General features: G+C 45.3%; 21 protein-coding genes. 12 read left to right on the forward strand and 9 right to left on the reverse strand.

The annotated features are described in order from the left end of the window. Together AC2UZJ_RS08710 and xth are read right to left on the reverse strand one after the other, a co-directional pair. Nucleotides 1-333 carry a hypothetical protein gene (locus AC2UZJ_RS08710; RefSeq protein WP_486949755.1) on the reverse strand — a complete coding sequence of 111 codons (333 nt, stop codon included), beginning with the start codon at nt 331-333 and terminating at the stop codon, nt 1-3. Between the two features lie 11 nt (nt 334-344). Further along, nucleotides 345-1,124: an exodeoxyribonuclease III gene (gene xth, locus AC2UZJ_RS08715; RefSeq protein ID WP_486949756.1), complete on the reverse strand. Its 780-nt coding sequence runs from the start codon at nt 1,122-1,124 to the stop codon at nt 345-347. A 225-nt stretch (nt 1,125-1,349) separates the two neighbouring features. Here xth and AC2UZJ_RS08720 point away from each other — a divergent pair, with 225 nt between their 5' ends. The 10 genes from AC2UZJ_RS08720 to AC2UZJ_RS08765 all read left to right on the forward strand — a co-directional run bounded on the left by AC2UZJ_RS08720 (nt 1,350) and on the right by AC2UZJ_RS08765 (nt 12,345). Continuing rightward, nucleotides 1,350-1,499, forward strand: coding sequence for a hypothetical protein (locus AC2UZJ_RS08720; RefSeq protein ID WP_486949757.1), 150 nt, complete (start codon nt 1,350-1,352; stop codon nt 1,497-1,499). Between the two features lie 116 nt (nt 1,500-1,615). After that, complete coding sequence (locus AC2UZJ_RS08725; protein WP_486949758.1) at nt 1,616-2,359, forward strand: spermine/spermidine synthase domain-containing protein; 744 nt, start codon at nt 1,616-1,618, stop codon at nt 2,357-2,359. Between the two features lie 101 nt (nt 2,360-2,460). Continuing rightward, entirely contained in the window at nt 2,461-3,399 is a 939-nt protein-coding gene (locus AC2UZJ_RS08730) for an ABC transporter substrate-binding protein (protein WP_486949790.1), read from the forward strand. Nucleotides 3,400-3,417: 18 nt separating this feature from the next. Continuing rightward, a complete protein-coding gene (locus AC2UZJ_RS08735; protein WP_486949759.1) occupies nt 3,418-4,308 on the forward strand; it encodes an ABC transporter permease in 891 nt (296 codons plus the stop codon). A 5-nt stretch (nt 4,309-4,313) separates the two neighbouring features. Next, nucleotides 4,314-5,108: an ABC transporter ATP-binding protein gene (locus AC2UZJ_RS08740; protein ID WP_486949760.1), complete on the forward strand. Its 795-nt coding sequence runs from the start codon at nt 4,314-4,316 to the stop codon at nt 5,106-5,108. 47 nt (nt 5,109-5,155) lie between these two features. Further along, entirely contained in the window at nt 5,156-6,376 is a 1,221-nt protein-coding gene (locus AC2UZJ_RS08745; protein WP_486949761.1) for an efflux RND transporter periplasmic adaptor subunit, read from the forward strand. Between the two features lie 5 nt (nt 6,377-6,381). Then, entirely contained in the window at nt 6,382-9,579 is a 3,198-nt protein-coding gene (locus AC2UZJ_RS08750) for a multidrug efflux RND transporter permease subunit (protein ID WP_486949762.1), read from the forward strand. Next, nucleotides 9,576-11,021, forward strand: a complete 1,446-nt coding sequence (locus AC2UZJ_RS08755) for an efflux transporter outer membrane subunit (RefSeq protein WP_486949763.1) — start codon at nt 9,576-9,578, stop codon at nt 11,019-11,021. Before AC2UZJ_RS08750 ends, AC2UZJ_RS08755 begins: the two co-directional genes overlap by 4 nt. Beyond that, entirely contained in the window at nt 11,014-11,745 is a 732-nt protein-coding gene (gene pdxJ / locus AC2UZJ_RS08760) for a pyridoxine 5'-phosphate synthase (protein ID WP_486949764.1), read from the forward strand. Before AC2UZJ_RS08755 ends, pdxJ begins: the two co-directional genes overlap by 8 nt. A 27-nt stretch (nt 11,746-11,772) precedes the next feature. Beyond that, complete coding sequence (locus AC2UZJ_RS08765; protein WP_486949765.1) at nt 11,773-12,345, forward strand: nitroreductase family protein; 573 nt, start codon at nt 11,773-11,775, stop codon at nt 12,343-12,345. Here the strand turns inward: AC2UZJ_RS08765 and cueR are convergent. Both cueR and AC2UZJ_RS08775 read right to left on the reverse strand, forming a co-directional pair. After that, nucleotides 12,338-12,757 (reverse strand): Cu(I)-responsive transcriptional regulator, encoded by a 420-nt coding sequence (cueR, locus tag AC2UZJ_RS08770; protein WP_486949766.1) that lies wholly within the window; start codon nt 12,755-12,757, stop codon nt 12,338-12,340. The two genes, AC2UZJ_RS08765 and cueR, sit on opposite strands and share 8 nt — an antisense overlap. Next, nucleotides 12,754-15,021, reverse strand: coding sequence for a heavy metal translocating P-type ATPase (locus tag AC2UZJ_RS08775; RefSeq protein ID WP_486949767.1), 2,268 nt, complete (start codon nt 15,019-15,021; stop codon nt 12,754-12,756). The genes cueR and AC2UZJ_RS08775 overlap by 4 nt, the downstream gene beginning before the upstream one ends. Nucleotides 15,022-15,155: 134 nt before the next feature. Between AC2UZJ_RS08775 and AC2UZJ_RS08780 the strand changes: the two genes are divergently transcribed. Both AC2UZJ_RS08780 and AC2UZJ_RS08785 read left to right on the forward strand, forming a co-directional pair. After that, the gene (locus AC2UZJ_RS08780) at nt 15,156-15,359 is read left to right on the forward strand and encodes a heavy-metal-associated domain-containing protein (protein ID WP_486949768.1); all 204 of its coding nucleotides are present in this window, start codon (nt 15,156-15,158) and stop codon (nt 15,357-15,359) included. A gap of 78 nt (nt 15,360-15,437) precedes the next feature. Next, nucleotides 15,438-16,823 (forward strand): dihydrolipoyl dehydrogenase, encoded by a 1,386-nt coding sequence (locus AC2UZJ_RS08785; RefSeq protein WP_486949769.1) that lies wholly within the window; start codon nt 15,438-15,440, stop codon nt 16,821-16,823. 14 nt (nt 16,824-16,837) lie between these two features. Here the strand turns inward: AC2UZJ_RS08785 and AC2UZJ_RS08790 are convergent, their stop codons facing one another. From AC2UZJ_RS08790 to AC2UZJ_RS08810, 5 genes are all read right to left on the reverse strand, one after another. Continuing rightward, nucleotides 16,838-17,365, reverse strand: a complete 528-nt coding sequence (locus tag AC2UZJ_RS08790; RefSeq protein WP_486949770.1) for an SCO family protein — start codon at nt 17,363-17,365, stop codon at nt 16,838-16,840. A 75-nt stretch (nt 17,366-17,440) separates the two neighbouring features. Continuing rightward, nucleotides 17,441-19,513 (reverse strand): M3 family metallopeptidase, encoded by a 2,073-nt coding sequence (locus AC2UZJ_RS08795; protein WP_486949771.1) that lies wholly within the window; start codon nt 19,511-19,513, stop codon nt 17,441-17,443. A gap of 50 nt (nt 19,514-19,563) precedes the next feature. Next, nucleotides 19,564-20,430, reverse strand: a complete 867-nt coding sequence (gene folD, locus AC2UZJ_RS08800; RefSeq protein WP_486949772.1) for a bifunctional methylenetetrahydrofolate dehydrogenase/methenyltetrahydrofolate cyclohydrolase FolD — start codon at nt 20,428-20,430, stop codon at nt 19,564-19,566. A 1-nt stretch (nt 20,431) separates the two neighbouring features. Further along, a complete protein-coding gene (locus tag AC2UZJ_RS08805) occupies nt 20,432-21,055 on the reverse strand; it encodes a response regulator transcription factor (RefSeq protein WP_486949773.1) in 624 nt (207 codons plus the stop codon). Next, nucleotides 21,052-22,821: a PAS domain-containing sensor histidine kinase gene (locus AC2UZJ_RS08810; RefSeq protein ID WP_486949774.1), complete on the reverse strand. Its 1,770-nt coding sequence runs from the start codon at nt 22,819-22,821 to the stop codon at nt 21,052-21,054. The genes AC2UZJ_RS08805 and AC2UZJ_RS08810 overlap by 4 nt, the downstream gene beginning before the upstream one ends. Between the last annotated feature and the right edge of the window lie 28 nt (nt 22,822-22,849).

A 22,849-nucleotide genomic window follows, 5' to 3' on the forward strand; every position in this document is an offset into this window, starting at 1 on the left:
TTAATGATGTTTGGCTTGGCCTGCGCTGATACCGAATTGCTCTAAGACCGCGTCTTTAGTTGCCGCATCAATGCATAAAAACACAAGGGTGTCGTCCATATTGATATTTTGGCTGACATCGTCAATAAGCGTACTGGCATCTTGAGGTTGGCCTACTGCCATAACGTGAATATCACCATCCGCTTCGAAACGTTCTGCTGGTAAGATATCCGCAACACGGTCTACGGTAGGCTCACTAATAACCACATAGGCGCGTACCGTGGTGCCGTCTAAATAAACTTGTAATACGGCGCCATCGGCTAAAGTTGAAATAAGGTGATTGGTTGGGTTCATAAGGCCTTCCTTTAGATTTTTAATTGCACAATAACTGGGGTGTGGTCTGAAGGCTGTACATTTGAGCGTGGTGCTTTATCCACTACGCAATCCACATAATACGGTTTTAAAGCGTCTGAGATTAAAGCGTGATCTATGCGTAAACCCGCATCACGTCTAAATGCGCCGCGCCTATAATCCCACCACGTAAAACCGGGTGACTCCGTATCATCTATTCTAAAAGCGTCATGCAAGCCTAAATCAATCAATTTTTGCCAGGCTGCGCGCTCGGGCCCTGAAACGTGGATTTTTCCTTCCCACTTTTTGGGGTCGTGCACATCTAAGTCTGTGGGCGCTACGTTATAGTCACCTAATATCAATAAGTTAGGATAACGCTTTAGTTCTTCTTTTAGCCAAAGGTGTAGAGCGCTGAACCACTCCATTTTGTATTGATATTTATCACTTTCTAGATCTTGACCGTTAGGACAGTAAGCGCTGATTACCCGTAACGGACCTTGGCTGCTGTCGTAGGTAGCAGCAATAAGGCGCTGTTGATGATCTTCAAAGTTAGGGATGTTTCGTTGCACATCCGTGCCTTCTATTTTACTTATAAGTGCTACACCATTATATGTGGGTTGGCCAGCCCATTGGGCACTATAGCCAATTTCCTCTAAGGCTTCTAAAGGGAATTTATCTTGAGGTAATTTTAATTCTTGTAGGCAAAGCACATCTACCGGGTTGGCTTGTAACCAATCAATCACCTGAGGCAAGCGCACGCGCAAGGAGTTAACATTCCAAGTAGCAAATTTCACAATAGCAACCCTAAATAAACAAAATATATAAATGATCTGTAGAGCCTGTAGATCATAACCGATATCAGAAAACAAGTAGTCATTAGCCAAACCGCTTTACATGGAAAATAGGTCTAATTCATCTAAGTGCCTGTCTTTATTGGAATTTTTTTGTTCGGGATGCTATAATTACACTTTGTGGAGCGCGCGAGTGCGCCCCTAAAGCCTATTGATAGGAGATGTTATATGGCTAGGAAACGCCCTACACGTAGACGTCAACAACTTGAAATTGAGCCCTTGAATTGGGTAGCGCCCGAGGCAAGTGAAGAACGAAGTGATGAACGCCTTGAGCAAGATGATCAAGAGCAAAGCGATAAAAAAGCAGCCAAAAGCTAGTGTTTATCGTTAAAATAGAGAATACTTAACGCGCAGGCATACAATCGCCTGCGCGTTTTTGTTTTTATAATGTTTTTTCAGAATACTAAAGGATGATAACGACGATGGATGGGGAAATGTCAACTATTGATAAGGACGATGTGACCTTATCCGAACTGGACGGTATTCGTTATCTGCATTTTGGTACTTCCTGGATACAAGGAGCCATGCGAATTTCACGTCCGCACGATTTAGTCCTGACTTATACTCAACAAATGATGACTTGGCTTTTGTTTCACGACATACAAAAAGACGATGAAATTGCTATTTTGGGTTTAGGTGCTGGTTCTTTATTGCGTTATTGTATGAAACATACGGCTAGCCCTATACATACTGTTGAAATTAACCCGCGCGTTACAGCCATGTGCAGATCCTTTTTTCGATTGCCTGAAAATAAGCGCTCGCAAATTTATCATCAAGATGCCGAGCAATGGGTGCTAGATCCTCAGCATATTGGCCGCTATAAAGTGTTAATGGTAGATCTTTACGATGCAGAGGCCGAAGGGCCGGTGTGTTCATCTTTGGCGTTTTATCAAAATTGTTATCATTGCTTAGAGGAAGAAGGGCTGATGACGGTTAATTTATTTGGTGCTCATCATAGTTATGATGAAAATATAAATCGCATTGCAGAAATTTTCCATGGAAATGTGTTAGTTTTACCTGAGATTGAAGAAGGTAATGTCATATTACTGGCCTTCAAAGGTGATTACTTGGCTCAAACCACTACAGCTCAACTTATAGAAAAGTCTCAGCACGTGCAAGAACAGTACAAATTACCGGCTCGTCGATGGGCAAAAGCCATATTAGCCGAGCAGCCATAGTATTATTTATCATAAATTGGTATATAGTAAGCGCATATTCTATTTAGGTAGCTAGGAGCATCATTATGAAAGGCAATAAGACCAAGATATTAAAATCATTAATGGGATTCGCATTAAGTGCTAGCGTATTAGCTAGTGGTTTGGTTTTCTCACAAACCGTTTCAGTTTCTTCTATTGTTGAACACCCCGCTTTAGATGCAGTTCGTGATGGGGTGAAGCAGGCTCTAACAGATGCGGGCTATACCGAAGAGAATGGCTTGAAGTGGCAATTTCAGACTGCCCAGGGTAATACGGCTATTGCAGCCCAAATTGCGCGTAAGTTTGTGGGTGATGATTCCGATGTAATCGTGGCTATTTCAACTCCTTCAGCGCAAGCAGTGGTGGCAGCCACAAAAACCATTCCGGTGGTGTATTCTGCTGTCACCGATCCGATTGCGGCCCAATTAGTACCTTCCTGGGAAGCTTCCGGCTCAAATGTAACAGGGGTTGCCGATATGTTAGAGCTTGAAAAGCAATTAGAGCTCATCAAACAGGTGGTGCCCGATGCCAAAGCAGTCGGTATGGTTTATAACCCAGGTGAGGCAAATTCTGTGGTAGTGGTAGAGCGTTTACGTGAATTGTTGTCTGCCCATGATATGAGCTTAGTTGAAGCCACTGCGGCTCGCACGGTAGATGTGGGGGCGGCGGCACGTAGTTTAGTAGGTAAAGTGGACGTGATTTATACCAACACAGATAATAACGTAGTGTCGGCTTATGAAGCCTTAGTAAAAGTAGGCAATGACGCAAAAATTCCTCTAATTGCCTCAGATACTGATAGCGTAGCACGTGGTGCAATTGCAGCTTTAGGTATTAATTATTACGATTTAGGCATACAAACCGGCAAACAGGCAGTGCGAATATTAAAAGGTGAGAAACCGGGTGACATCGCCTCTGAGTCCAGTGATAAGTTGGAGTTATTTGTTAATCCTGCTGCGGCTAAAAAACAAGGCGTAACGCTTTCTGACGCTTTTCTTGAGTCTGCCGCCACGATTATCGATTAACAACCATCACTCTTTATAATGTCTATTTATTCCTTATGGGGAGCTTTAGAGATAGGTTTAATCTTTAGTCTAGTGGCTTTAGGTGTGCTTATCTCTTTTCGTATTCTCCGCTTTCCAGATTTAACCGTTGACGGCAGCTTTCCTTTAGGTGGGGCGGTGGCTGCCATTCTAATATCGAATGGTTTTGATCCTTTTTTAGCTACGCTTATTGCCACCCTTGCGGGCGCTTGTGCGGGTATGGTGACTGGTTGGTTGAATGTTAGTCTCAAAATTATGGATTTGTTAGCCAGTATTTTGATGATGATTGCCCTCTATTCTATTAATTTACGTATTATGGGTAAGCCGAATGTGCCGTTAATTACGGAGCCCACTGTTTTTTCACTATTGCAGCCTGATGGTTTAAGTGATTATGTCTTTCGTCCTCTGTTATTGGTTTTAGTGGTGCTAATAGCTAAGTTTGCTTTAGATTGGTTTTTTACTACACAAAAAGGCTTAGCCATGCGTGCTACGGGATCGAATGCGCGCATGGCAAGGGCTCAAGGGGTGGCTACAGGTAGTATGGTTTTATTAGGTATGGCTATCTCAAACGCTTTAGTTGCCTTGGCAGGTGCTTTATTTGCCCAATCCCAAGGGGGCGCAGATATTTCTATGGGTATAGGAACCATAGTGATTGGTTTAGCCGCTGTGATTGTAGGCGAAAGTATTTTACCTTCTCGCCGTTTAGTTTATGCGACCTTGGCTGTCATTATTGGAGCGGTTGTTTACCGTTTCTTTATTGCATTAGCCTTAAATGCTGATTTTATTGGCCTTAAAGCACAGGATTTGAACTTAGTAACCGCTATACTTGTCACAATTGCTTTAGTTATACCTTTACTTAAAAAACGACTTTTCCGCAGGCGCAATGCGTAATATTGATGTTAGAAGCCAACGATTTACACTTAACTTTTAATCCGAATACGCCTATAGAGACCAAGGCCTTACGTGGTATGGCATTAACCATACCTAGTGGTCAATTTGTGACTGTCATAGGCTCAAATGGTGCAGGGAAGTCAACTTTTTTAAATGCAGTCTCTGGCGATCAAGAGGTGGATTCAGGTACTATACGCATTGATGATAAAGACGTAACTCATATGCCGGTGTGGGAGCGCGCTAAATATGTGGCGCGTGTTTTCCAAGATCCCATGGCGGGTACTTGTGAGGATCTCACCATTGAAGAGAATATGGCTTTGGCGTCTAATCGAGGTATACGCCGCGGTTTAGCTACCGCCGCTAAGGCCTCAATGCGAGATGAGTTTAAAACACGCCTAGAAACCTTGGGCTTAGGGCTAGAGGACCGTCTTACAGACCGTATTGGGTTATTATCTGGGGGGCAACGTCAAGCCGTCAGTTTGTTAATGGCAGCCATACAGCCGTCGCGTATTTTGCTTTTAGATGAACACACCGCCGCACTAGACCCCCGCACGGCCGATTTTGTTTTGGCGCTTACCGAGCGGCTTGTTACAGAAGGGCAGTTGACCACCATGATGGTTACTCACAGCATGAAACAAGCCTTAGAGGTAGGACAACGCACGGTAATGCTGCATCAGGGCCAAGTGGTACTAGATGTTAGCGGCTCAGAGCGTGAGGGCCTACAAGTTACTGATTTGCTCGCCATGTTTGAAAAAGTACGTGGTGAAAGTATTACTGATGATGCCTTGTTATTAGGCTGATTTGTTTGTTTTTAATTTTTGATTGCTAAAGTCACAGGAGCTTATCCATGTTTAAAACCCGCCGTAGGGCGTGGCGCCCGTTAGGCGCAGTTTTGTTATCAGCCTCTTTTTTATTAGCGGCTTGTGGCGAAAAACCCAAAGAGCAAGATATGTCGGGTATGAAGGTTCCTGTCAATGTTGTGCAGGTTGAGCCTGAAGTCACCACCATTTATACGGAGTTACCAGGTCGTGTTGAAGCCATAGAAGAAGCACAAGTACGTGCTCGAGTCACCGGTATTTTAACTTCCTTTAATTTTGAGCAAGGTTCAGAAGTTAAAAAAGGGGATTTACTGTTCACCATAGATCCAGCCCCTTATGAAGCAATTAGGGATCAGGCGGCGGCGCAGTTAAAAAATGCCCAAGCTGAAGCCAGTACTGCTAGGATTCTTGCGCAGCGTTATGCCAAACTCATTAAAGAAAATGCAGTGAGCCGTCAAGAATATGACGCTGCTACTGCGGGTGCTCAACAAGCTGAAGCGGCAGTTGCAGCGGCGCAAGCCACTCTTAAATCTGCGGAGATTGATTTAAGCTATACCAAAGTCACCGCACCTATTTCTGGCCGTATAGGGGGGGCCGAAGTTACAGTCGGTGCGCTAGTGAGTGCTGCTGAAGCCACGCAGTTAGCTACCATTCAACAGCTTGATGAGCTTTACGTTAATACGACTCGCCCAGTGGGTGAGGTCATGAGTCTACGTAAAGCCATCGCTGATGGCACCTTAAAGTCAGATCCTGATGGCGCGGCTAAAGTATCCGCTATCTTAGATGATCAAACCGTCTATGGTGAAACAGGGCGTTTGCTTTTTTCCGGTGTTTCGGTCGATCCCACCACGGGGCAATTACGTCTACGCGCTGTGTTTCCTAATCCAGACCAATTGCTTTTGCCAGGCATGTTTGTACGTGTGCGCTTAGAACAAGGTATTGATGAAAAAGCCCTTTTAATTCCAGCACAGGCGGTGCAATACGCTACCGATGGATCAACCACGGTTATGTTAGTAAAAGACGGTGTGGTTAAGCCTGCGACGGTAAAGCTTGGGAGTGAGGTGGATGGCCGAATTATTATTAACGAAGGTCTAGATGCCGGTGATACTGTGATTGTGGCGGGCTTTCAGAAAATACGTCCTGGAGCGCCAGTGCAGCCAATGCCTTGGCAAGATGGGCCTACGGATGAGCCTGAGCCCGATGCCATACCAGAACAGGCTGCACCCTCAAACTCGAATAACAACGGATAAGCTTCATGCCACAGTTTTTTATTGATCGCCCTATTTTTGCGTGGGTGGTTGCATTGGGTATTACATTATTGGGCCTACTGTCTTTGGCCAATATGCCAATTGCTCAATATCCCGAAGTTGCACCACCTGTTATTACTATTACTGCTACGTACCCTGGCGCTTCCGCTGAAGACGTATCTAGTACCGTAGCAAGTGTGATTGAAAATGAGTTAAATGGCGCCGAAGGGCTGCTATATTATGAGTCCGTGAGTGATTCTTACGGGCAAAGTGAAATTACCGTTACTTTTGCGCCTGGCACGGATCCTGATTTAGCTCAGGTTGATGTGCAAAACCGTCTCTCTAACGTAACCTCTACCTTGCCTTCTGCAGTGGTAGAGCAGGGTTTACAAGTAGGTAAAAGTAATGCGGGCTTCTTATTAGTGGGAGCTTTATCTTCTGACGATGGCAGTTTAGGTCAGACCGCCTTAGCTGATTATGTAAAGCGCAACATACAAAACGCAGTTTCTAGAGTGGATGGCGTAGGTAAATTCCAGCTGTTTGCGGCGGGGCGCGCCATGCGTATTTGGGTGGATCCCGAAAAGTTAGTGAGCTATAACCTCAGCATGAGTGAGGTAAATAGCGCTATTAATCAACAAAACGTGTTGGTGTCTGCGGGTATATTAGGTTCACCGCCTAACTCTGCCAGTCAACGCGTTACTGCACCTATAGTAGTGAATGGTCAGCTTTTAACTAGCGAAGAGTTTGAAAACATTATTTTACGTTCTTTTGCCGATGGCTCTTCGGTGCGCATAAAAGATGTAGCTCGAGTAGAGGTAGGGGCAGATAACTACCAGTTTGGAGCTAGATTAAATGGTAAGCCTACAGCAGCTTTTGCTATCTCTTTAGCGCCTGACGCGAATGCTTTATCTACGGCCAAAGGTGTGAAAGAGAAGCTAGATGAGTTATCTGAGTTTTTTCCTGCTGGCATTAGTTACGATATTCCTTATGACACTTCTCCTTACATTGAAACCTCTATAGAACAGGTAGTGCATACACTCTTAGAAGCCATGGTATTGGTGTTTATAGTGATGTTTGTGTTTTTACAAAACATACGCTATACCGTCATTCCTGCTTTAGTAGTACCGGTGGCGATTTTAGGTGCTCTAGCGGTAATGAATGTGCTTGGCTTTTCCGTAAACGTCCTCACTATGTTTGCCATGGTGCTTGCCATTGGTATTTTGGTGGATGACGCGATTGTGGTGGTGGAAAACGTAGAGCGAATCATGGCTGAAGAAGGACTTTCGCCTAAAGAGGCCACGAAAAAAGCCATGCCACAAATTAGTGGTGCCATTGTGGGTATTACGCTTACTTTAACAGTGGTGTTTTTGCCATTGGCGTTTATGTCAGGCTCAGTGGGGGTGATTTACCGGCAGTTCTCGGTCGCCATGGCGGTATCTATTGCTTTTTCGGGCTTTTTAGCACTGTCATTTACTCCCGCTCTTTGTGTGACCTTACTTAAACCCGTCCCTAAAGGAGAGCATAGTGGGGAGCGCAAAGGGTTTTTTGGTTGGTTCAACCGTGTTTTTGGTCGTATTACGCATGGTTATACCTCAGTAGTAGGTTCAAGCTTACGTCATGTAGGCCGCATGATGATTTTATTTGTGCTACTAATAGCGTTATTAGCTTGGGGTTATATGCGTATGCCCACGGCCTTCTTACCCGAAGAAGACCAAGGTTTTGTGATCACGAATATTGAATTGCCTGCGGGATCATCGGTAAATCGCACTTACTCTATTATTGAGCAGGTTGAAAAATATTTTATGGATCAATCCATAGTAAAAAACATGGTAGCCGTACAAGGTTTTAGCTTTAACGGGAATGGATTAAATTCTGCGTTAGCGTTTATTACGCTTGAGGATTTTGCAAAAAGAAAAGCACCCGGTGATTCAGCACCAGCAGTGGCTGGTAAAGCCATGCAAAACCTCTTGTTTGGCTTGCCAGATGCCATGGTGTTTACTATTGTGCCCCCGGCTATTAGCTCTTTAGGTAATGCCTCAGGTTTTGACATGCGCCTAGAGGATCGAGGTAACCATGGTCATGATCAATTAGTAGAGGTTTCACAGCAATTGTTGCAGTTGGCTTCACAAAGCCCCGTTTTAAATCAAACGCGGATTACGGGATTAGCACCTGGGCCGCAGTGGCGATTAACTATAGATCGTGAAAAAGCCGCCGCACAAGATGTGAACTTTAGCGAAGCCGCTCAGCTTATTTCTACCGCATTGGGTTCAGCTTATATTGGTAAATACACAAACGCCGGTTGGGTGGAAAACGTGTGGGTGCAAGCGGATGAGCGTTTCCGTGGTGACATTAACGAAGTTTTAAAACTGCAAGTGAAAAACGGCAGTGGCCAAATGGTACCGTTACGCACGTTTGTGACCGCTAAATCTGAATTAGCACCGGTACAAGTAGTACGTTACAACAGCTATGAAGCCATCCGTTTTGGGGGTGAAGCCGCTGCGGGTTATACCACGGGTGAGGCCATGGCGGAGATGGAGCGCTTAGTCGCCGAATTACCTGATGGTTATGGTTATTCGTGGACCGGCCTGTCTTATCAGGAGATTCAAGCAGCTGGCCAAAGCAGTATTCTCATGGGTTTAGCTATCTTGGTGGTATTTATGGTGCTTGCGGCTCTGTATGAAAGCTGGGCTATACCGCTAGCGGTAATGATGGCGGTGCCTTTAGGCATGCTAGGTGCGGTGTTGCTGGTATCGGCTATGGGAATGGCGAATGATGTGTATTTCCAAGTGGGTATGGTGACGGTCATTGGTTTGGCGGCGAAAAACGCTATTTTAATTATTGAGTTTGCTAAAGATGCGGTAGCGCGTGGTGGTGATTTGATTGAATCCACTACTGAGGCCGCACGTATGCGTTTTCGTCCTATTTTAATGACCTCTTTTGCTTTTATTTTAGGTGTGACCCCATTGGCATTCTCTACTGGAGCAGGTGCCGCTAGTCAAAACGCAGTGGGCTTAGGGGTGTTAGGCGGTATGTTGGCAGCCACGCCTTTAGCGGTGTTGTTCGTGCCGGCTTTCTTTGTTGGAGTTGTTAAACTCTTTAAAACCAAGCCTCGTCTTTTAGGGGCAGAGGCTAAAGAATATCAGCGTGAATTGGCTGAGCAAGAAGCGCTGCAAGCAAAAAAAGAGAACACTGGGGGTAAAGCATGATTTTAAGATTTAAATCCAGTGTGTCTACACTAACGGCTGCACTTGTTTTGGCAGGTTGTTCCTTAGCGCCCACTTATGAGCGGCCTATGGCGCCTGTGGCGCCTGTGTTTGATCATCAGGATCCAGCTCAGGTTGAGCAAGAGCTCGCTAAATTAGACGCCTTAGGGTGGCGTGATTTCTTTACTGATCCTTATTTAGAGGATTTAATTGAGCTCGCTTTGCTTAACAACCGTGATTTACGTATGGCAGTAGATCGCATAGAAGAGGCTAGAGCTCAATTAGGCATTACTCGCAGCGATCAGTTCCCGAGCTTTGGTGTGAGTGGATCGGGTCAAGTGACTCGTAACCCGGCTGATATGCGCCCCGCTGGGCCTGAGTCCTCTAGCATTAATCGCGTGTTTAATGCGGGGGTTGGGGTAACGTCTTTTGAACTTGATTTTTTTGGTCGCTTACGTAATTTGTCGGAAGCGGCTTATGAGCAGTTTTTAGCAACTGAGCAAGCCCAGCGCACCGTGCGTATTAACGTGGTGGCCCAAGTTGCTGAAGCTTATTTTCAGTGGCGTAGTGCCCAAGAAATGCAAAAGCTTATGCGTTCTACGATGGCCAGTCGTGAACGTTCTTATAAGCTGGTAAATACATTATTTGAGGTGGGAACGGCATCAGCTCTAGAGTTAAATCAAGCCAAGTTACAGCTAGACACCATACGTGCTGACTTAAAACAAGCGCAGCGCGCTGAGATGCAAGCCTACAACGCCATGACGTTGATGGTAGGCACTACCATTCCCGATGATTTATCTGAACCCGCCATTTTTGGTAAAAATCAAATTGTGGCAGAAATCCCCGTTGGTTTATCGTCTAGTTTATTAGAACGTAGGCCTGATATCATCGAAGCAGAGCATCAACTTAAAGCAGCTTATGCCAATATAGGCGCAGCGCGTGCAGCTTATTTTCCTAATATATCTATTACTGGTTTATTTGGTATAGCCAGTCCTGCACTCAGTTCTTTATTCGACTCAGGACGCACACATTGGCAATATTCACCTCAGGTCTCTATGCCTATTTTTTCAGGTAGTGTGCGCGGTAACTTAGAAGTAGCTAAAGCACGACAAAATATTGCTATATCTAATTATGAAAAAGCCATTCAAACGGCGTTTAAAGAAGTGGCAGACGCTTTAGCAGGTAAAGCGACGTATGGTGAACAATTAGATGCCCTACGAGCTATGGAAAAATCGGCTGCTGAGAGTCTGCGCTTAGCAAATCTACGCTACGAAATAGGTATTGATAGTTTCTTGCAAGTGCAAACGGCAGAGATTAATCTCTATAGTGCGCAGCAAGCCTTTGTGCAAACGGGAATGGAATCTTTATTAAATCGCGTAATGCTGTACAAAGCCCTTGGCGGTGGATGGCAGCTGGATGCAAACTTAAAGGAACATAATGATTGAACTAGGTGTAAATATTGATCATGTGGCAACTTTGCGCCAGCAGCGCTTAACTACGTACCCAGATCCTATTTTGGCTGCCGTACGTGCTGAAGAAGCGGGTGCTGATTTAATTACCTTACATTTACGTGAAGATCGCCGTCATATTCAAGATGCAGATGTTTACGCTATGCGTAAAGCGATTACTACGCGTATGAATTTAGAGTGTGCGATTACCGAAGAAATGTTGGCTATCGCTTGCGATGTTAAACCTGAAGACGTGTGTTTAGTGCCTGAAAAACGTACGGAGTTAACCACCGAGGGTGGTTTAGATGTGCTTAAACACTTTGATGACGTACAAGCGGCCACAAAACGATTACAAGCAGCAGGCATTCGGGTATCGATTTTTATAGATGCTTGCGTAGAACAAATTGATGCAGCGCATAAAGCAGGCGCTACTGTTATTGAACTACATACGGGTTGTTATGCCGATGCCGTAGATGAGGCGGTTGCTAATAAAGAACTAGAGCGTATACGTCAGGGTGCCGCACATGGTGTGTCTTTGGGCTTACGAGTGAATGCAGGCCATGGTTTGCATTATGGTAATGTGCAAGCGGTTGCCGCTATTCCTGGTATTGCTGAATTAAATATCGGTCATGCCATTGTGGCGCAATCGGTATTTGATGGCTGGGAGAAGTCCGTACGTGATATGAAAGCCCTAATGCGTACGGCTGTAGCACATAGTTAATCAGCAATAATTAATAAGGAAAACACAATGTCGATTATTGATACGTTATTAAGCCGAAACTCGACTAAACAAATTACCGGCCCTGGTCCATCAGAAAAGCAAATTGAACAGATTTTCGCTGTTGCCATGCGAGCGCCCGATCATGGCCGACTGCGTCCGTGGCGCTTTAAGCGTATAGAAGGTGAAAATATAGATAAGTTGGCTAATTTAGCCGTTAAAGCCATGGCCGATGAAGGCAAGCCTTTAAATCCCACTAAAGAAAAAAACATGCGCAAATGGTTAGGTCATGCGCCTTTAGTGATTGCGGTGGCTTCTTATGTTGATCACAGCAATGAGCGTATTCCCGAGCACGAGCGCATGCTGGCTACAGGTGCTGCCGTTATGAATATATTAAATGCGGCACATGCTTTAGGTTTTGGGGCGTTTTGGAGCACAGGTATTGGAACTTATACTGAGGCGGTGCCTGAGGCGTTGGGCTTTGACACCTTAGAGCACGAGTTTTTAGGCTTTGTGGTTATTGGCAGCCTAGACGGCGAAGTCCCTCCTAAAGACCGTCCAGATGCGGCAGATTATGTGAGTAGCTGGGAACCAGCTAATTAACAGCTGAGGATATAAGGGGCTTTTCTAAGCCCCTTAATATTGGGCAGTCGGGGCGGGCATCGCCGTGACATTGTTGGGCTAGGGTGCGCAGTACTTCCGCCATATCGTGCAGTTGCTGAGCTTTTTGTTCAAGCTCCGCGATATGTGCTTCCGCCATTTTTTTTACTTCAGCACTACTGCGATTTTTATTTTGCCAAAGCGCTAATAATTCGTTGATCTGCTTCAAAGAAAAGCCGAGTTCACGGGCATGAGCAATAAATAATAAGGTATGTAGATCATCTTCTGCATAGAGTCTATACCCGGCCTCATTACGCTTAGCTGCCGGCAAAACGCCTTTACTTTCATAATCTCTAATCATTTTTGCGCTAAGACCGCTATGCGCCGCGGCCTGGCTGATGGTGTATTTTTTCATGATTTTTTGGGATTAATACGCTTTAAACGTAAAGCGTTTGAGACCACAAACACACTAGATAAGGCCATGGCAATCGCGCTATAAATGGGTGAGAACACGTGCCCAGTAAGTAGCAATAATAAACCACCGGCTAAGGGGATGAGGGCAATATTATACGCAAAGGCCCAGAACAGGTTTTGCTTAATGTTACGTAAGGTGGCCTGCGATAGCTTTACGGCTGCACTGGTAGTCCGTAAATCATTATTTAATAATACAATACTAGCCGATTCAATGGCCACATCGGTGCCTGCTCCTACGGCAATGCCTATATCGGCCTGTGCTAGGGCGGGGGCGTCATTAATACCATCACCCACAAAAGCGGTCTTGCCGTAATTCGTTTGCAGCTGCAGTACAATTTTGGCTTTATCGCTAGGTTGGGTTTGGGCGTAAACCACATCGATGCCTAGCTCTTCAGCCACATGATGGGCCGTTAAGGTGTGGTCACCGGTAATCATAGCGGTTTTAATACCTTGGGCATGCAGTTGATCAATGGCCTCCTTGGCTTCAGGGCGTATAGCATCCACAATAGCGAATACTGCCACCACAGTCCCTTCTTTGGCCGCATAAATAGGCGTTTTACCTTGCTGTGCAAACTGTTCAAAACTATTTTTTTGCGTCTGGGTAGGGCGGATGTCTTGACTTTCCAGCAGACGCTGTGAGCCTAAGTAATAATGCTGCCCTTTAATTTTGGCAGAAACACCCATCCCGGTATGGGTAATAAAATCTTCAGGCTCAGTAAAAATTAACTGTTTTGCTTGCGCTGCATCCACGACGGCAGTAGCAATAGGATGCTCAGAATGTTGCTGTAAAGAGGCGATATCCGCTAGCAACATGTCTTCATCTAAACCCTCAGCTACTAGCATTTCGTCTACTACTGGCTTAGCTAAAGTCAGGGTACCGGTTTTATCAAAAGCCACCATGTTGATTTCTGCTAAGAGCTGTAAGGCATCACCTTGTCTAAATAGTACGCCTAATTGAGCGGCGCGCCCGGTAGAGACCATAATAGAAGTGGGTACTGCCAAGCCCATAGCACAAGGACAGGCCACAATGAGTACGGCTACCGCATTGACTACCGCGTAGTTGAGACCGGGACCCCAGAGCCACCAGCCAAAAAACACCAAGGTGGCAATAACTAAAACAATAGGTACGAACCAAGCGGTAATATTATCCACTAGATTTTGTACGGGTAATTTAGTGGCTTGAGCAGACTCCACCAGACGAATAATATTGGCCAAGGTGGAATTACTTGATACCTGAGTGGCTTGAATCTCTAAGGTAGCATTACCATTAATGGTGCCGCCAATCACGTAATCATCAATACCTTTGTTAATAGGCATGGATTCACCGGTCACCATGGCTTCATTGACATGGCTTTGGCCCTTAATGACCACACTATCTATAGGGATAGCCTCACCAGCACGCACTAAGATGCGATCACCCACATTAATTTGATCTATGGGTAAATCAACCCAGTTCTCATTGCGGTATACGCGGGCACTGGCGCTTTGTAGTTCGAGTAGGCTGTTAATGGCTTCACCGGTTTGCCCTTTGGCGCGGGCCTCCATAAATTTACCTAATAGAATTAAGGTAATAACCACTGCAGCGGCTTCAAAGTACATATGATTGGCACCCGCAGGTAATACGTGTGGCGTAAATAACGCCACTACTGAATACAGCCAAGCGCTACCTGCACCTATGGCCACTAAGCTGTTCATGTCAGGGCTACGATTAAACAAAGCCCTAAAGCCTAAAGTAAAAAAATCACGCCCCGGGAATAAAATAACCAGAGTGGCCAACACAAACTGCATTAAATTTATATTGTGAGGATCAATAGTGGCATGCAGCCATTGTGCAAAAGGGGGAATTAAATGACTACCCATATCGGTAATAAACACCGGCAAAGAAAGCACCAACGCCACAATGAATTGATTTTTTTTCGTTTGCGCTTCTTTTTGTAGGGCTTTTTGATTAGCTGCTGGTGCATTAAGCTCATTTTCAGCGGTGAGCTCTTGGGCATCAAAGCCTTTTTTCTCAATAGCTGTAATTAGTGCAGAGCTAGCCACTTGTGCGTCGTCTTTAAGGGTGACATAGGCTTTAGCATTCGCTAGGTTTACAAAAGCCGTGTCTACGCCTTCAATAGAGGTAAGTGCATTTTCTACATGTCGCACGCAAGCGGCACAACTCATGCCATGCACAGCTAAGTTTATTCCTGATGGTTTGCTCATAGTCCTGCCCGTTTTAAGTTTAATTCCATATAAAGAGTATAAACCTTAACCTTAGGTAAAGGTCAATGCATGTATGATTTACGAATCCGTTGTAAAATGAAGGCTTCATTTGCAGCTTAAAACAAAGGAAAGTTATGAAACAAGAATTTTTAGTCCCTGATATGACATGTGGTCATTGCGTAAAAATGATTACATCCACCATTCATGAGTTTTCACCTAATGCTATTATTCAAGCGGATCCTGCTACGCACTGGCTCACTGTAGAGGCCACAGATACAGACCCACAAACCATTATTATGAAACTGCAAGCAGCAGGATACAGTCCCCAGCAAGTGTAGTTTAGTGAGGCAGGTGTAGGTTTTAGAGATTACAAACAGTAAAAGTAGTCGTTGTAGTAGTTTTATAAAGGATTTTTTATGCAAAAGCGACAAGCAGATGTAGTGGTAATTGGTGCCGGATCAGCAGGCATGGTAGCGTACCGCGCTGCCGTACGTGCAGGTAAAAAAGCAATTTTAGTCGAAGGGGGCGAGTATGGTACCACTTGTGCCCGGGTAGGTTGCATGCCTTCTAAGCTGCTTATTGCTGCTGCTGATGCCGCTTATGCCGCTCAAAATACAGCGCCCTTTGGTATACATATAGACGGTGAAGTGCGTATTGATGGCAAAGAAGTCATGCAACGCGTGAAGTCTGAACGTGATCGTTTTGTGGGCTTTGTATTAGAAAGCATTGAGCAAATTCCCACTGAAGATAAGGTATGGGGCTATGCGGCGTTTCTTGATGATAATACCGTACAGGTAGGTGATCATACGCAGATTACTGCGACTAGCTTTGTGATTGCTACGGGTTCTACGCCTTTTAAACCTCAAGCATTGAAAGGTGCTGCTGATCGATTAGTGGTTAACGATGACGTGTTCGACTGGGATGATTTACCTACAAGTGTAGTGGTAGTTGGTGCTGGAGTTATAGGTTTAGAGTTAGGTCAAGCCTTGCATAACCTCGGGGTAAAAACCACGTTATTAAATCGTAGTAATAAAGTAGGTGGTATCACAGACCCCGAAGTGCGCGAGGCGGCGCGTGATGCTTTTTGCTGTCAATTTGATATGTTAGCGAATGCCGATGTAACACGTACCGAGTTTGTAGATAATCAAGTGGTTGTGTATTACGAGCATGAAGGTAAAGAACAAAGTATTAAAGCGGATTTTGTTTTAAGTGCGGCAGGTCGCACACCGAATGTATCGGCCTTAGGTTTAGAAAACACCTCTGCCGTACTGGATGATAAAGGCATGCCTGAGTTTGATAAGCAAACCTTATTAATCAATAATACGTCTATTTTCTTTGCTGGAGATGTGAATAATTTACATCCTATTTTGCACGAGGCCTCTGATGACGGTTTTCAGTCAGGAACTAATGCGGCGCATTGGCCAGCGGACCCTAAGCCTGTAGCACGCCGTGCTCCTATGGGGGTAGTGTTTACGGACCCACAGATCATGAAAGTGGGTCAAAGCTTTGCAGAATTGGAAGGCAGCGCGATTAATATCGGTGAAGTAAATTTCGAAAACCAAGGTCGAGCGCGTGTAATGCTCAAAAACTGCGGCCGCTTACGTGTGTATGCAGATAAAAACAGTGGCAAGTTTTTAGGGGCTGAAATGTTGGGGCCTGCAGCAGAGCATATAGCGCATTTATTAGCGTGGTGCTTGCAAATGGAGTTAACCATAGATCAAATGCTTGCTATGCCATTCTATCATCCGGTCGTAGAGGAAGGGCTACGCACGGCATTACGTGGCGCTGCGGTGCGTAGTTAAACAGTTGAGAAGGTTTATAAAATAGCGCGTACTTTTTCCACTAAGGCCTCAACCTCTTCGGAGTCTGAGGCCAAATAACGCGCCTTACCTTTGGCATCAAAAAAATATACCCCACGGCTATGCGATACCTCATAGTTGTTGGGGTTATTGGGGTCTGGCTTTTCTAATTGATACGCCACACGGTAGCGGCGTGCCAGATTCGCGATCTCTTTTTCTGTACCCGTTAAGCCAATGGCATACCGGTCATCAAAATTTTCCACATACTCTTGTAACATCTCAGGATTATCGCGATGTGGGTCCACGCTCACAAATAAAATACGCACTTTAGGGGCATCGTCGCCCAATTGCTCCATGACTTCTGCTAATTGTGCCATGGACGTAGGGCAGATGTCAGGACAGTTAGCATAGCCAAAAAACATCAACACTACTTTGCCGCGCACCTCTTTTTCCGTGAATTCAGTATTATTTGCTGCTAGTAAGGTAAATTTCAAATCCGGCATAAAGCCACGTACAGGATGAATTTGCGAATTGGCAAGAGCCATGGCACTACTAAAAAGCAATGCCAGGGCAAGTAGCCATTTAAAACTAATTTTAGGCATAATCATAATGAATAATAGTTATTCAGCGCTTACTAGGCCACTATGACGTAATAGAGCTTCAGGAGAAGGCTCTCGTTCACGGAAGGCTTCAAAGCTTTCAGCAGCAGGGCGCACGCCTCCTATAGCCAGTACCTCATCTCGGAATTTAATACCGGTAGGTTGATGCAAGGTATTGCGGCTGCCATCGGGTTCAGTGGTAGCGTTTTCTTCAAAGGCACTATAAGCATCAGCAGATAAAACTTCTGCCCATTTATAACTGTAATAACCTGCGCCGTAGCCCCCTGCAAATAAATGTGAAAAGGCATGAGGGAAGCGGTGCCAGTTGGGAGGAATGATCACAGCCACTTCTTCACGCACGCGTTCTAAGGTTTGCATAACTTCATCGATGCTTAACCCTTGTGTTTGATTATGAATAAGCATATCAAACAGCGCAAACTCCACTTGACGTACCATTTGCATGCCACTTTGGAAGTTTTTGGCCGCTAACAATTTTTCATATAAAGCAAAGGGCAAGGGGGCGCCGCTGTCTACATGAGCGGAAAGCTTTTCAATGACTGGGTATTCCCAGCAGAAGTTCTCCATAAACTGCGAAGGCAATTCAATGGCGTCCCACTCTACGGCGGCAAAGGCGGACACATCAGGCTCATCTACTGTTGAAAGTAGATTGTGTAAGGCATGTCCACTTTCATGAAAGAGGGTAATGACATCGTCGTGTGTTAAGAGAGCAGGCTTGCCGTCTTGGGGTGAGCTGAAATTACATACCAGATAAGTAATAGGTAACTCTAAGCTCGTTGCCGTTAAGCGGCGACTGCGTTCACTATTGACCCAAGCGCCCCCTTGTTTACCGCTGCGCGCATAGAGATCGGTGTATAAATAACCTATGCGTTCTTTTTGAGCGTTATATACTTCAAAAGCTTTGACGTCAGAGTGCCATACGGAGACTTCGGCCGGCTCAAAACTGACGCCAAATAATTGCTGCGCTACATCAAACAAACCATTGATGACTTGAGGCTCTGTGAAGTATTGCTTTACTTCGTCTTCAGAATAGGCGTATTTATCTTGACGCAACTTTTCCGAAACAAAGGCAGCATCCCATGGTTGGAAATCCTCTATACCTAACGTAATGGCATAAGCTTTAAGTTGTTCCAAATCCTGGCGGGCAAAGGGCAGGGCGCGTTGTGCTAAATCACGTAGAAACTCGATGACTTGAGGAGCGGTGTCCGCCATGCGGGTTTCTAGGCGCAGATCAGCAAAGGTATCAAAGCCGAGTAGAGCGGCCTCTTCAGCGCGTAGTGCTAAGGACTGTTCAATTACCTCAGAGTTATCAAGTTCCGCTTTGGCGCCTTGATCTGAGGCGATAGTGGCATAGGCTTTGTAGAGGGTATGACGTAACTCACGATCAGTTGCGTATTGCATAACTGGCAAATAGCTAGGCATCTGTAAAGTGATTTTCCAACCTCCTTTATCGTCAGCTTTAGCTGCTGCGGCAAAGGCAGCCTTAGAATCAGCAGGAATGCCATCTAGCTTGCTTTCATCGGTAATGTATAGAGCCCATTGGTCCATACTGTCTAATACATTTTCAGAAAAACGCTGTGAAGCTAGGGCTTGTTGCTCGGAGATTTCACCATAACGCTTGCGCGCTTCCCCTTCTAATTCCACACCACTTAAACGAAAGTCGCGTAAGGCTAACTCAATGGCGCGTTTTTGTTCGGCATTGTAAGAGGAAAAAGCTTCGGAGTGTTCTAGTTGCTTGTATTTTTGGTAGAGCCCTTGGTGTTGTCCTAGCCAAGTACCAAACTCACTCACTTTAGGTAAGCAAGCCGTTCTGGCTTCACGTAATTCGGGGCTATTGATCACGGAGTTTAGGTGACCCACTACGGTCCAAGCACGCGATAGCTGTTCGGTGGCATCATTTAGTGCTTGTACGGTGTTTTCCCACGTGGTGGTGGGCTGTTCAGTAATGGTAGTAACTGCGTTACGTGCTTGGTTGAGCAGTTCAGTAATTGCCGGCTCAATGTGTTCTGCCTTAATAGCGGCGTAATCCATGAGCTGGTTAATGGGAACAATTAAAGGGTTAGAAGGTTTAGACATAAATATTACACTTCACTTTATATTTTATATGTAAACACATATAGATAGAATTAAGATTGCTTTAGGAGACGCTCGGCAGCTTCTACTGTGTTGACTAAAAGCATGGCGATAGTCATGGGGCCAACGCCCCCCGGTACAGGCGTAATCGCTGAGGCCACTTGGCTAACAGAATCAAAATCCACATCACCGGCTAATTTGCCATTTTCTAAACGATTAATACCTACATCAATAACTACGGCACCGGGTTTAACCATTTCAGCGGTAATCATATGAGGGCGCCCAACCGCCACTACTAGCACATCGGCACGGCGCGTGTGAGCGGTAAGATCTTTAGTTTTGCTATTGCAAATAGTCACTGTGGCGCCTTCTGCTTGCAGCATCAAGGCCATGGGTTTACCGACGATATTGCTGGCGCCAATAATCACCGCTTCCGCACCACGCAGATTGACGCCTTCTTCTTTTAGCATTTTCATGACTCCGTAAGGAGTGCAAGGTCTAAACAAGGGCTTACCTGTTAAAAGTAAACCGGCATTGCTGATATGAAAACCGTCTACGTCTTTAGCTGCTGAAATAGCCTCTATGACAGCGTGTTCATCCAGATGGGCGGGTAAGGGGAGCTGTACTAAGATACCGTGTACATTTTGATTAGTATTGAGTTTTTCAAGCAGCGCAAGTAGTTCAGCTTGTGTGGTGCTGGCGGGCAACTTTATAACGTCCGATTTCATGCCCGCTTTTTCGCATGCTAAGGCTTTATTGCGTACATACACATGTGAAGCTGGGTCTTCGCCCACGAGCACCACCGTTAAGCCCGGTGTAATGCCGTGATTTTTGAGGTGTTGAACTCGGTTAGCTACCTCATTACGAACTTTTAAGGCGAGGGCTTTGCCATCGATAGTACGCGCACTGCTTGTACTCATATTAATTTTCTCCAGTTTTGACTAGGGCAATTTTCATTAAATCGGCCACCGTGGTGACTTCAAGTTTTTCCATAATGTTGGCGCGATGCGCTTCAACAGTTTTAATACTGATATTAAGATCACCCGCTATTTGTTTGTTTAATCTCCCTGCAACAATACGCTCTAGTACTTGCTGTTCGCGGGCGGTAAGACGGGAGATGATTTTCTCATGATTACGTTTCTCTTTCTCTTGAGAAGCTAAATCTAATGCTTGTTCAATCATACGTGCGACAATAGCGCGTAAATCGGCTTCATTAAACGGTTTTTCTAAAAAGTCTATGGCTCCTTTTTTCATGGTGTTTACTGCCATAGGCACATCACCATGGCCTGTAATGAACACCATAGGAATAGTGGCTTTACGCGCAATAAGAGCTTCTTGTAATTCCAGCCCACTCATACCCGGCATACGTACATCTACAATTAAGACGGCAAGTGTATTTGGATCGTAGGTATTTAAAAACTCTTCGGCAGCGCCAAAGCATTTGACACGGTAGCCATTGGCTTCAAGCAGCCAGCGTAAGGAGTCGCGTACGGCTTCATCATCATCGACTATAAAAATGGTGCAAGGGGTTTGGGTACTGCTCATGCTTGAATCTCCTCAGTATGAGTGAGCTCACTCGTATCAATAATGGAACTAGGTTGCGCGCAAGGCAAAGTAAAACGAAATATAGTGCCACCCTCAGGTGCGGCTTCAGCCCACAAGCGGCCATGATGGGACTCTATAATAGTACGGCAAATATTTAATCCCATGCCTAATCCTTCCGTTTTGGTGCTGTAAAAAGGTTCAAATAAACGCTCAGGGTCTTTTAGACCATAACCTTTGTCTATTACTGCCACCTCTAACAGATTATTTTCTAATACTGTCACATGCACATGGAGCACAGAGTAATCGCTGTCTTCCATCGCTTCTAAACCATTTTTGAGTAAATTTAATAACACTTGCTCAATCAAAATGGGGTCAGCGATCACGTCCGGTATGGGTGTGGGTAAGTGTAACTCAATAGTGATTTGGCGCTTATGGGCATCAATATCAGCAAAAGCCACAGCATTGTCTAATATAGGCATGAGTGGAACTTGAGCGCGTTTAGGTTCACTGCGCTTAACAAATTCACGGATGCGGCTAATTATTTTCCCAGCACGTTCGGCTTGCGTGGCGGACTTTTCTAAGGCTTCTATTAAGGATTCAGGATTATATCGCCCCGATTTTACCATAGCTACTGCCCCCATATTGTAGTTACTAATGGCAGTAAGAGGCTGATTGAGCTCGTGGGCTAATGAAGAAGCCATTTCACCCATAGTGGTTAAACGACTAGTTAACTGTACTTTTTCTTGTTGAATTCTAGAAGCTTCTTCGTGTGTGCGGCGTTCGGTAATATCACGAGCTACCTGTAAACGTACGCGTCGGCCATCAGTCCACGCCAGCATACGATGATGCACTTCAAACCATAACTGAGAAGAAGGAGAAAAAGTCTCCACAGTTTCATCCGTAAAGCGCCCAAGACGGCCTCCTAAAAGCTCTAAGTGGCCGTTAGCCTGTGCACTGAATATACGTCTATAGGTACGGTTAGCGAAAAGCAGTTCGGGGCCTTCGGGGCTGTCGGCTACTACAGAAATGGCGTCGTCCAGCCCTTCCAGTACAGTCATAAAGCGTTCATGAGCTGCGGTTAAGGCTTCACGTATGCGCTTGGGCTCGGTAATGTCTGTCATGGACGTCATCCAGCCGATTTGTTCACCGTTTGGGTCCCGTAGAGGAGATACATACATGCGTGAGGTAAACCGTGATCCATCGCGGCGTTGGGCATCGACTTCTAAGCCGCTACTAGGCGTGCGACCCGACATAAGTAGATCAAGGGTGTCTTGGTGTTGTTGGTGACGTCCGGGCAGCCAATAGGGAAAAGGCGCGGTGCGACCAATAAGATCCGCCTCATTCCAGCCTATCATTCTACAAAAAGCAGGATTTACATAAGCAATACGACCATACATATCAAAAACCCGCATCCCAGTGGACATAGAGTTTTCCATAGCGCGCCTAAATCCGGTTTCAGCAATTAGCGCTGCCTCCGCATGTGAGCGAAAACGAGTATAGCGCCATAACACAAGTAAGCTTAAAATGATTACAAAAGATAGGGCGATAACCACCATCAGCAAACGCTGCTGGCGAATCTCTTGATCTATGGTGACAAACATCACACTGTCATGTTGTAGACGTTGTAACCAGAAAAAAACCCCCATCACACAAAGATAGAGAATTAAGACAATAACAGGGGTGAGCCAATAAACACCACGTCGAGTTTGGCGAGCTTGTTCGTAGAAGGTAGTCGGAATAAGCGACTTTTTAGAGTAGTTTGCCATATGGAATACAAAGTCAATTTAATATCTA

It is taken from the genome of Paenalcaligenes sp. DL 309, from assembly GCF_057475285.1.